Genomic DNA, 10247 nt, shown 5'->3' on the forward strand with positions numbered 1-10247 from the left:
TGGAGACGATGGAGACGACGAAAGCGAGACAGAGACCGGAGACGACTGAAGTCGACGAGAAACCGGGAGCGGCACGTGCGAAATCGGGGGCGGCACGTCAGAGACGGGGGACCGAGACTGTCGGTGCGGCCCGAGGCGTCGGACCGGCGAATCGGCTCAGTTGATGTCGATGCGGTGGGAGTCATCGGACTCCACCGCCGTCTTGGGGATGGTCACCGTGAGGACGCCGTTCTTGTAGGACGCGGAGGCGTCGTCGGCCATCACGTCTTCGGGGAGGCGAAGGGTGCGGCGCATCGACTCGTGGCGGCGTTCGCGGCGAATGTACTCGCTCGACTCGGTGTCGGACTCGCGTTCCTCGTGCATCTCGCGGGAGGCGGAGATGGTCAGCGAGCGCTTGGCTATGGAGAGGTCGATGTCCTCCTTCTCGAAGCCGGGGAGGTCAGCCACGACGACGTACTCGTCGGCCCCGTCGCGGACGTCGATGTCCATGCCGTAGTCGGCGCCCATCATCCGGGAACCGTCGAACTGGTGGCTCATCTCGTCGAACTGGCGGGACATTCGCTCGAACATCGACTCGATCTCTTCGAAGGGGTTGGAACGTCGCATCATTGGTAGTTCACCGAAGAACAGTATGGTCGTTCGAGGAGATAAAGATAGCAGGACGTGAGACGGCAATTCGCACGGTACGGCGCTCGTGAACCCCAGATACAGCACTTCGGGAACGTCGGACGAGCGGGAGCGTCAGTCGAACAGGTCGGTGTGACGCTCCGCCAGCCCCGAGTACTCGGCGGCGGAGTATCTGTCCAGAAGCGCCTCGATGTCGATACTCGCTTCCGAGAGCGGCGTGACCTGCGCGGGGACCCCCCGGACGAACGACTCGGGCGGGACGTCGCGCCCCTCCGGGACGACGCACCCGGCGGCGACGAGACTCCGTTCGCCGACGGTCACGTCCGTGTTTAGCGTGGCGTTGAACCCGACGAGCGCGTCGTCCCCGACCGTCGCCTCGTTGAGGACCGCGCCGTGGCCGACCATCACCCGGTCGCCGACGACCGACGCGTGCAGCAAGGCGTTGTCGGTGACGTGCGACGCCTCGCCGACGCGAACCGGGGCGATGTCCCCCCGCAGGACGACGCCCGGCCACACGCTGGCGTTCGCGGCGACGGCCACGTCGCCGACCAGCGTGGACTCGTTGCTGACGCGCGCCTCGTCGGCAATCGTCGGCGCGACACCCTCGAACTCGTAGCTTCGCGGGCCGTCCATGCGGACACTACGTGGAGTTCGCTGTTAAGTGTTGGTTGGGTGAGAAGAACTCGGCGGGAGGGGTGAGGGACCGCCCGGAGACGGGACGCTGACCTTACACCACGTCGATGTTCGTCGACTCGTCGTCCTCGTCGGCCGTCTCCTTCGGCAGGGTGACGGTGAGGACGCCGTTGTTGTACGTCGCGGACGCCTCCTCCTCGACGACTTCGACGGGGAGCGTTATCGACCGGCGGACGCTGCTGCGACTCCGTTCTCGGCGGACGTATCGGTCGCCGGTCTCCTCCTCGTCGGCGCTGCGCTCGGCCTCGACGGTGAGTTCGCGGCCCGAGGCCGAGATTTCGATGTCGTCCTTCTCGTAGCCCGGCAGGTCCGCCACGACGACGAGTTCGTCGTCCGTCTCCGAGACGTCGACGGCGATGTCTCGGAGCGAGGCGAGTCCCGACTCCTCGAACTCGCGGCCCATCCGCTTGAAGAACTGTTCTATCTCGTCGAAGGGGTTCTGGCGCGCCATGTCGTCCACCTGTTCGCCCGGTGACGCTATCAAGGTTTTCGCAGGTTCCCGGGACCGGCGGCGTGTTCGCAGTTCGAGACGCCGGCTCCGTCCGCGGTCTAGTAGAGGACGTGCTGCATGTCGTACGACCCGAGGCGCTTGACCCACCCGCGGGAGGCGATCTCCTCGACGCTCGCGAGGGCCTCCTGCGCGCGGTCCTCGTACAGGCCGGCCTCGAAGTCGATGTGGAACAGGTAGTCGCCGAGGCGGTTTCCGCTCGGGCGCGACTCGATGCGCGAGAGGTTGATGTCGCGTTCGGCGAACGCCTCGAGGAGTTCGAGGAGCAGTCCGGGGTAGTTCGCGTTCGGGTAGACGACGACGGTGGACTTGCCGCCCGCGTCCGAGCGTTCGGCGGCGGGCGCGACGACGAAGAAGCGCGTCGCGTTCGAGGAGCGGTCCTGGATGTCCTCGGCGAGGACCTGCAGTCCCTCGCCCGCGTTGTCGGGGTGCCCGATACCGGCGACGGAAGCGTCCTCGCGGGCGCGTTCGACGCCGCGCGCCGTGCTGGCGACGGCTTCGAGTTTGACCTCGGGGTACTCTCGCTCCAGGTAGCCCCGACACTGCGCCAGCGCCTGCGAGTGGGAGGCGACGACGGAGAACTCCTCGGACTGCGCGAGGAGGGCGTGCCGAATCGGCGTCACTATCTCCCGCGTGACGGCGATGTCGCGTCGGCGATGGCGTCGAGCGTCTCCGTGACGCTCCCTTCGATGCTGTTCTCGATGGGGACGACGCCGCGGTCGAACTCCCCGGAGTCGACGGCGTCCACGATGGCGGACACCGACTCGCGGAAGGCGACGTCGTCTGCGACGGCGCGGGCCGCGCGGTGCGAGTACGTCCCGGCCGGACCCAGCGTGACTGCCTGCATGACGCGAGATTCGACAGCGGCCTGTAAAATACCGTCGGGTCAGAGACTATGGTCGTCGCCCGCATCGGTGTGACCATGCACCGAAGACGGTTTCTCGCCGCCTGCGGGACGGGCGTCACCGCCCTCGCGGGTTGCACGGCGCCGGTCGTAGACGACGGGACGACGGACCCGAGCGCGTCGGTAACGAACCCGGGGTTCGAGTCCGGGCTTCGGGGGTGGCTCGTCGGCCGCGACCTGCCGACCGACCCGAACACCGGACTCCCGGTCGAATCGTCGGCGCGCATCGTGGACGACCCGGCGGCCACCGGCGACGCCGCCCTCCAGTTCGCCATCGACGGGGGACAGGACGACGGCACCATCTGGGCCCAACAGGCCGTCCTGTTGGACGGCGTGGACACTCTCCGTGGCGGTCCACTCGCCGGAGGAGTCGTTCAACACCATCACGAGACTGGCGGCCTACGCCGGCCCGCGCCCGGAACGGGGGTGGTTACGCGAGGCGGACTTCGACACCGAGCGAGCGATAGAGGACCACGCCGGGTGGGAGCGCTTCGAGTACGGTGTGTCCGGGGAGAGCGAGGGCATCGTCGCCGTCGGCCTCAGCGTCGTCTGGGAGACGGAGGTTGCCAGAACGATAGACGACGTGTCGCTGTCGTAGCGGAGCGAAGCGACGCTACCAGTCGGCGCAGAGTTCGACGAAGTTCCGGAGTATCTTCAGCCCCGTCTCGCCGGACTTCTCGGGGTGGAACTGCGTCCCGAACACGGTGCCCGCCTCGTTGGCGACGATGGAGGGGAACTCGACGCCGTAGTCGGTGGTGGCGACGACGGCGTCGTCGTCGTCGGGGACGGCGTAGTACGAGTGGACGAAGTAGGCGTACTCGCCGTCCACGCCGTCGACGAGGGGGTGGTCGCGCCGCACGTCGAGTTCGTTCCACCCCATGTGCGGCACCTTCTGCCCCTCGTCGAAGCGGACGTTGCGTCCGGGGACGAAGTCCAGTCCCTCCACCTCGCCCTCGCCGGCGTGGTCGGCCTCCTCCGAGGAGGTCAGGAGCATCTGCATCCCGAGGCAGATGCCGAAGATGGGCTGCCCGCGGTCGGCCGCCTCGGCGAGTGCCTCCCGGAACGGGCCGGCGTTCTCCATCCCCTCGGAGAACGCACCCACCCCGGGGAGGACGATGCCGTCGGCGTCGGCGAACGTCGCCGGGTCGTCGGAGATAGTCACGTCCGCACCCGCGCGTTCGAGTCCGCGCTGGGCGCTCCGGAGGTTGCCGAGGCCGTAGTCCACCATGACCACGGAGGCCACCGTCTCCCGCGTCTCGGACGTCGTCGTGCTCATGCCAGAACGTCCGCGGACCGGGGCAAAGTGACTTTCCCTCGGGGACGGGTCGGCGGCCGCGACCGCAGGTTGAGGTACATACACTCTAAGGCCACATTGACTGTTAATATTTTGAGATCTATAGAGAGAATAGCAATGCTTAACAGGAACCTGTCGAACGAGAAACGTGAGTTCAATGGCGAGTCGACGCAATTTCCTCAAGACGGCAGGTGCCACAGGTGTCGCAGGTCTCGCAGCCCTCAGCGGATGTACGGGTGACGGGAACACGACAGAACAGTCGACGGAGACGGGAAGCGGCAGTACCGCGACCGAAGCGACGACGGAGGCGACGACGACGGGGTCGACCTCGCAGGAGTCCATCATGTTCGCGTTGACGCCCGCGGAGTCGGACGTCGACGTGGAGGCGCAGTACCAGCCGCTGTTCAACTATCTGGAGAGCGAGGTCGGCGTCACCGTCGAATCGACGGTCGCGGCCGACTACGCGGCGGTCCTGCAGGCGCTCAAGAGCGGGCAGGCCGACGTGGCCGACGCCGCGCCCGCCATCGCCATCCAGGGCGGTAACGAGGGCGTGACGAAGGTCATCGGAATCCGCATCGCGTACGGCGCGTCGCGGTACTTCTCGCTCATGACGACGACGCCCGACAGCGACGTCAGCGAACTCACCGACCTCGAGGGCGAGACGGTGGCGTTCGCCGACCGCCTCTCGACCAGCGGTGCGCTGTTCCCCCTCTACATGCTGAGCAAGGCCGGCCTCGACACCGGCGGCGCGCCCGACGGCGAACCGGCGGACTTCGAGGCCCAGTTCTCGGACCACTCGACGGCCCGAGAGACGCTCCTCAACCGCGACGAAGTCGTCGCCGCCGGCACCGGGGCGTTCTCGACGGCACCGCACGTCCCGAAAGACCAGTTCCCGGAGCAGTTCCTGGAGACGTCCGCCGAGAACGACGGCGACCTGGGCACCGAGAGCCCCGAACTGGAACTGCTCTCGGTCTCCGACCCCATCCCGCGCGCGCCGATTCTCGGCCGCGCCGAGATGGACCAGTCGCTCTACTCGGACATCGAGACGGCCCTGCTGGACGTCGGCGAGGACGACCTCATCAACGAGGACCTCGGCGACGACCAACAGCTCTGGTTCACCGGCGTCGACCAGGGGACCGTCGACGACTACCAGCCCGTCCAGAACGTGCTGGACGAACTCGGCGTCACGCTGGGTCAGTAAGGCCGTAGACGTCCGTATCACGGCGTTTTATCGTCCGGATTCACGAACGCACGACAGGTCCGCGTGTACGGCGAGACAGGGACCGACCACACATCAGATATGAGTACGATAGAAGTGACGGACCTCAGCAAGTCGTACGGGGACGTACAGGCCCTCGACGACGTCTCCTTCACCATCCCGGACGGCGAGTTCGTCGTCCTCCTGGGACAGTCCGGCGCGGGGAAGTCGACGCTGCTGCGCTGTCTCAACGGCATCACTCGCCCGACTGAGGGGTCGATTTCGATAGACGGCGCGGAGGTGCTGGGGCCACGGAACGACGTGGCGATGATATTCCAGCAGCACTACATTCTCGAACAGATAAGCGCGTACAGCAACGCGCTCACCGGTGCCCTCGGCCGCACGTCGTTTCTCCGCAGCCTGCTCGGGCGCTACGGCGACGGCGACAAGCGGGAGGCGCTCCGCGCCCTCGACACCGTCGGCCTCCTCGACGAGGCGAACCAGCGCGCCGGCAACATGAGCGGCGGGCAGCAACAACGCGTCGGCATCGCCCGCGCGCTGGTGCAGGAGCCGAGTCTGCTGTTGGCCGACGAACCGGTGGCGAGTCTCGACCCGGCCAGCGCGGAGACGGTGATGCGCTACATCCGCGACGCCGCCGCCGAGCGTGACCTGACCACCATCGCCAGCCTCCACCAGGTCAACATCGCCCGCGAGTTCGGCGAGCGGTTCATCGGGATGAAAGACGGTGAAATCGTGTTCGACGGCTACCGCGAGGAGTTCACCGTGGACGTCATCGACGAGATATACGGCGACATCGAGACGGAAGCGATTCGCGAGGAACGAACCGAGTCGTCCGCCGACGAACGACCGGCGCAGAGCGGTACACAGGCCCATGAGTACTGACACAGACCGGATTCGGGAGTCGCTGCGGAACATCCAGATAGCAAAGCGCGTCCGACTGCTGTTCTCGCTCGTCGTCCTCGCCGTGTTCGCGTTCGTCTTCACGAACGCGCTGAGCGAAGTGGGCTTCTCCGTCGGGGAGATAATCAAGTACTGGCCCGAGTTCTCCGACGCCCTCGGCGACTTCTTCCCGCCGGGGACGCTGTTCGGCGTGGTACCGTTCGTCGACGTGAGCCAGTACTGGGCGTTCATCCAGGAGCGCAACCTGCTCCTGCAGTTCGAGAACGGCAACCCCGTCCTCGGCGCGATGTTCGTCACGTTCGCGATGGGCTTCGCCGGCACCGTCCTCGGCATCCCCGGCGCCCTCCTCCTGGGCGTCCTCGGGTCCGAGCGCGTGACGCCGTACCCGTTCAACTTCATCTTCCGCGGGACGATGAGCATCATCCGCGCCATCCCGGCGCTGGTGTGGGCGCTCATCTACATCCCGCTGGGCGGCGTCTCCCCGTTCACGGCGACGCTGGCCATCGGGACGGACACGATGGGGAACCTCGGTCGCCTGTTCACCGACGCGCTGGAGGAAGTCGAGGACGGGCCCATCGAGGCAATCGAGTCCACCGGCGCGAACGGCCCGCAGAAGGTCGTGTTCGGGATGCTCTCGCAGGTGTTCACGCCCTTCATCGCGTGGACGATGTACATCCTCGAAATCAACGTCCGCATCGCCGTCACGATGGGTCTCATCGGTGGCGGCGGACTCGGCCAGGTGCTGCAAACACAGCGCGGCCTGTTCAAGTACACGAACATGATGGCGACCATCCTCGTCATCTTCGTGCTGGTCGTCTCCGTGGAGTTCGTCAGCCAGCGGGTCCGGTCGTACATCCGCGGCAACGAGGAAGGAACGAGCTTCCTCAAACTGCTCGTGGAGTTCCCCCAGCGGATGGCACGGTCCATCTGGCAGTAAGGCGCGCGCGTCTGCGTCGCCTCGCCCTTTTCTCGCACGCCGAACGTCGGCGGCCCACTCGCCGAAACCGTTTCCACGCCGCGCGTCCCCACGACGAGGCGTGAGCGAACTACTGGGAGTGCCGGGGAGCGTTCCGGTCGGCGCCCTGTTCGTCGTCGTCGGCTACCTCGTCCGGTATCGTGGGCGAACGGAACTGTTGAAGGGGAACAGAACGGGAGACGGCCGCACGGCGGGGGCGTTCTTCCTCGTCGCCGGCGTCGGCCTGCTCGGCTACGGCGTCACGCGACTGGTCGGCCTCGTTCCCTGAGGCGGCGAACGGCCGCAGTTTGGGGCGACGGCACCTACGGATTCTTCTCCGTCCCCGGCGTACGCCGCGTCCGTGAGTCGAACCGAACTCGCGGCGGGCGGCGTACTGAGACCGCCGTCCGACGCGGCGGCGACGTCGCCGGCGGCGCTCGGAACGCTCCTCGCCGCCAACCTCGTCCCCCTCGTGGGCGTCCTCGCCCTCGGCTGGAACGTGTTCGACGTGCTGGCCGTCTACTGGGTGGAGAGCGGCGTCGTCGGCGTCCTGAACGTGCCGAAGGTGCTGCTCGCCAGCGGGCGGTACGAGGGCGACGCGACGTTCAGCATCGACGGGTCGCCCATCGACGTGTCGGGACCGGACGACGCGGACCCGGACGCCGGGCCGCGCGTCCACCCGTCGAACGTCTTCCCCGCGGCGTTCTTCTGTCTGCACTACGGCGTCTTCTGGGTCGTCCACGGCGCGTTCGTCCTGTTCGGCCTCCCCGCCTTCGCCGGGGTGCCCGTCGGCATCGCGTCGCGGGCGTCGCCCTCGCGGGCGTCGCGATGGTCCTCAGCCACGGCGGGTCGTTCGCGTGGAACTACGTCGGCCGCGAGGAGTTCCGGACCGCCTCGCCGGGCGGACAGATGGCCGGCCCGTACCGGCGCGTGTTCGTCCTCCACCTCACCATCGTCCTCGGCGCGTTCCTCGTCACCGCCCTCGGCGGGGCGGCGGTGCTGGTCGTCCTGCTGGTCGTGCTGAAGACGGGGCTGGACGCGGCGGCGCACGTGCGGGAACACCGGCGGGCGCGCCGTCGGACGGCCGGGGAGACGAGCGGGGCGACCTGACCGTCGGGTCGGAGTGACTGCCGACTAGGGCCGACCGCCGCCTCAGAGGTCGAACTGCTCGGCGGCCGTCTCCATGTCCTTGTCCCCCCGACCGCTGAGGTTCACGAGGATGGTGTCGTGGTCGCCGGCCTCGGCCAACTGGACGGCGCGGGCCACGGCGTGGCTCGACTCCAGCGCCGGGATGATGCCCTCCGTCTCGCTGAGTTCCCGGAAGGCCGCGAGCGCCTCGTCGTCGGTGACGCCGGCGTAGTCGGCGCGCCCGACGGCGCGGTACATGGCGTGCTCCGGGCCGACGCCCGGGTAGTCGAGGCCGGCGGAGACGGAGTGAACCTCGACGTCGTCGTCGATGACGCGCGTCTTCATCCCGTGGATGACGTCGTCGGTGCCGTACGCAAGCGGGGCGGCGTGGCGCTTGGCCTCGTCGCCCTCGCCGCCGCCCTCGGCGCCGTAGAAGTCGACGTCGTCGTCGCGGAAGGCGTGGAAGAGACCGATGGCGTTCGAGCCGCCCCCGACGCAGGCGACGGCGGCGTCCGGGAGGCCGCCCGTCCGCTCACGGAACTGCTCGCGGGCCTCGTCGCCGATGACCGACTGGAAGTCCCGGACCATCCGCGGGAACGGGTCGGGGCCGACGACGCTCCCGACGAGGTAGTGGGTGTCGTCGACGTTCGCGGCGAAGTCCTCCAAGGCGGCGTCCACCGCGTCGGCGAGGCCGGCGTCCCCCCGAGTGACCTCGTTCACGTCGGCCCCCATCAGCCGCATGCGGAAGACGTTCATCCGCTGCCGTTCGACGTCTTTCTTCCCCATGTAGATCTCCGTGTCGAGGCCGAGCAGAGCCCCGACCATCGCCGTCGCCGTCCCGTGCTGCCCGGCACCCGTCTCCGCGATGAGGCGGGTCTTGCCCGCCTTTTCGGCGAGGAGGGCCTGCCCCAGCGTGTTGTTTATCTTGTGCGCGCCCCCGTGGAGGAGGTCCTCGCGCTTGAGGTAGATGTCGGCCCCGTAGCGCTCGCTGAGGTTGCGCGCGTGGTACAGCGGCGTCGGCCGGCCGGCGAACGTCTCCAGCAGGTCGCGGAGGTCGGACTGGAACGCCTCCTCGTTCGCGACGTCGTCGTAGGCCTGCGCCAACCGGTCGAGCGGTTCTCTCAGCGGGTCGGGGACGTGTCGTCCGCCGTAGCCCTCGAAGTCTCCGTCTGACATGTTCACTCGACCATCGCCATCGACGGTCAAAATAGATTCCCCGCGTCAGAAGTCGCCGAGGCTCGACTGGCCGTCCGCGCCGTCGGCGAGTCCCGAGAGGTCCGCCGCCTTCGCGACGGCGTCGAAGAACGTGTCGCGCTGGCTCCGGTCGTACAGCGTCGCCGCCGGGTGGACGCAGACGAGGACGCGTTGGGACCGGCCGCCGAGGCGCACGTCCACCACGTCGCCCGCCTCCTTCGTCACGGCGACGGAGCGTTCCAGGAGGTGTTCGGAGGGCACCTTCCCGAGGGTGACGACGAGGTCCGGGGCGAGCAGTTCGAGTTCGCGTTCGAGGTAGCCCCGGCAGTTGCCCAGTTCGTCTTTCGTCGGGTCGCGGTTCTCCGGCGGCCGACAGCGCACGCAGTTGGTGATGCGCACGTCCGCCCGGGCCAGACCCACGTCGCGGAGGGCGTCGTCGAGGACGCTCCCCGACCGGCCGACGAACGGTTCGCCCCGTTCGTCCTCGTTCGCGCCCGGCGCTTCGCCGAGGAACACCAAGTCGGCGTCGTCGGGGCCGACGCCGTTGACTATCCGACTCCGGGACGCCACGAGGTCCGGACACCGTTCGCAGTCGCGGACGCAGAGGCCGTCCATCGCGTCGTCGCTCATACCGGAGAGGCGGGCCGATGTGACTTGTACGCGGCGGTCGGTGTCGTGCCGTCGCGACCCCTACGCGGCGGTCGGTATCGTGCCGTCACGATTCCTCCGCGCCGGTCGGTACCGTGCCGCCGCGATTCCTCCGCGCCGGTCGGTACCGTGCCGCCGCGATTCCTCCGCGCCGATCGGTCCCGACGCTCAACGGTC

General features: G+C 68.2%; 12 protein-coding genes and 2 pseudogenes. 7 read left to right on the forward strand and 7 right to left on the reverse strand.

The genetic code is table 11. From position 1 onward, the window contains the following. Positions 1-156: 156 nt before the first annotated feature. From GJ632_RS14640 to pheA, 4 genes and pseudogenes are all read right to left on the reverse strand, one after another. Complete coding sequence (locus tag GJ632_RS14640; protein ID WP_191453348.1) at positions 157-609, reverse strand: Hsp20/alpha crystallin family protein; 453 nt, start codon at positions 607-609, stop codon at positions 157-159. 132 nt (positions 610-741) lie between these two features. Further along, on the reverse strand, positions 742-1260 hold the full coding sequence (locus GJ632_RS14645; RefSeq protein WP_191453349.1) for a gamma carbonic anhydrase family protein: 519 nt from the start codon (positions 1258-1260) through the stop codon (positions 742-744). A 94-nt stretch (positions 1261-1354) separates the two neighbouring features. Beyond that, complete coding sequence (gene hsp14 / locus GJ632_RS14650; protein ID WP_089806979.1) at positions 1355-1771, reverse strand: archaeal heat shock protein Hsp14; 417 nt, start codon at positions 1769-1771, stop codon at positions 1355-1357. 98 nt (positions 1772-1869) lie between these two features. Next, positions 1870-2675 (reverse strand): annotated as a pseudogene (gene pheA / locus GJ632_RS14655) (prephenate dehydratase). A 403-nt stretch (positions 2676-3078) separates the two neighbouring features. Here pheA and GJ632_RS22240 point away from each other — a divergent pair. Further along, on the forward strand, positions 3079-3330 hold the full coding sequence (locus GJ632_RS22240) for a hypothetical protein (RefSeq protein WP_197428018.1): 252 nt from the start codon (positions 3079-3081) through the stop codon (positions 3328-3330). A gap of 15 nt (positions 3331-3345) precedes the next feature. On the opposite strand, the gene hisH is transcribed toward GJ632_RS22240, so the two are convergent. Further along, entirely contained in the window at positions 3346-4008 is a 663-nt protein-coding gene (gene hisH / locus GJ632_RS14665) for an imidazole glycerol phosphate synthase subunit HisH (RefSeq protein ID WP_191453350.1), read from the reverse strand. 175 nt (positions 4009-4183) lie between these two features. Between hisH and GJ632_RS14670 the strand changes: the two genes are divergently transcribed. The 6 genes and pseudogenes from GJ632_RS14670 to GJ632_RS24800 all read left to right on the forward strand — a co-directional run bounded on the left by GJ632_RS14670 (position 4184) and on the right by GJ632_RS24800 (position 8210). Beyond that, positions 4184-5227 carry a substrate-binding domain-containing protein gene (locus tag GJ632_RS14670; protein ID WP_191453351.1) on the forward strand — a complete coding sequence of 348 codons (1044 nt, stop codon included), beginning with the start codon at positions 4184-4186 and terminating at the stop codon, positions 5225-5227. Between the two features lie 99 nt (positions 5228-5326). After that, the gene (gene phnC / locus GJ632_RS14675; RefSeq protein ID WP_089804546.1) at positions 5327-6127 is read left to right on the forward strand and encodes a phosphonate ABC transporter ATP-binding protein; all 801 of its coding nucleotides are present in this window, start codon (positions 5327-5329) and stop codon (positions 6125-6127) included. Next, complete coding sequence (gene phnE, locus GJ632_RS14680) at positions 6117-7082, forward strand: phosphonate ABC transporter, permease protein PhnE (RefSeq protein WP_089804545.1); 966 nt, start codon at positions 6117-6119, stop codon at positions 7080-7082. The genes phnC and phnE overlap by 11 nt, the downstream gene beginning before the upstream one ends. Positions 7083-7182: 100 nt before the next feature. Further along, positions 7183-7389 carry a hypothetical protein gene (locus GJ632_RS14685; RefSeq protein ID WP_191453352.1) on the forward strand — a complete coding sequence of 69 codons (207 nt, stop codon included), beginning with the start codon at positions 7183-7185 and terminating at the stop codon, positions 7387-7389. A 183-nt stretch (positions 7390-7572) separates the two neighbouring features. Then, positions 7573-7806: pseudogene (locus GJ632_RS24795) on the forward strand (DUF6498-containing protein); the annotation flags it as partial. Between the two features lie 122 nt (positions 7807-7928). Continuing rightward, the gene (locus GJ632_RS24800) at positions 7929-8210 is read left to right on the forward strand and encodes a DUF6498-containing protein (RefSeq protein ID WP_255473579.1); all 282 of its coding nucleotides are present in this window, start codon (positions 7929-7931) and stop codon (positions 8208-8210) included. 42 nt (positions 8211-8252) lie between these two features. Here the strand turns inward: GJ632_RS24800 and trpB are convergent, their stop codons facing one another. Next, on the reverse strand, positions 8253-9404 hold the full coding sequence (gene trpB, locus GJ632_RS14695; protein ID WP_089806975.1) for a tryptophan synthase subunit beta: 1152 nt from the start codon (positions 9402-9404) through the stop codon (positions 8253-8255). Between the two features lie 45 nt (positions 9405-9449). Further along, on the reverse strand, positions 9450-10052 hold the full coding sequence (locus GJ632_RS14700; protein ID WP_191453354.1) for a uracil-DNA glycosylase family protein: 603 nt from the start codon (positions 10050-10052) through the stop codon (positions 9450-9452). Positions 10053-10247: the final 195 nt, after the last annotated feature.

The organism is Halogeometricum sp. CBA1124, from assembly GCF_009741955.1.
Lineage (GTDB): Archaea > Halobacteriota > Halobacteria > Halobacteriales > Haloferacaceae > Halogeometricum > Halogeometricum rufum.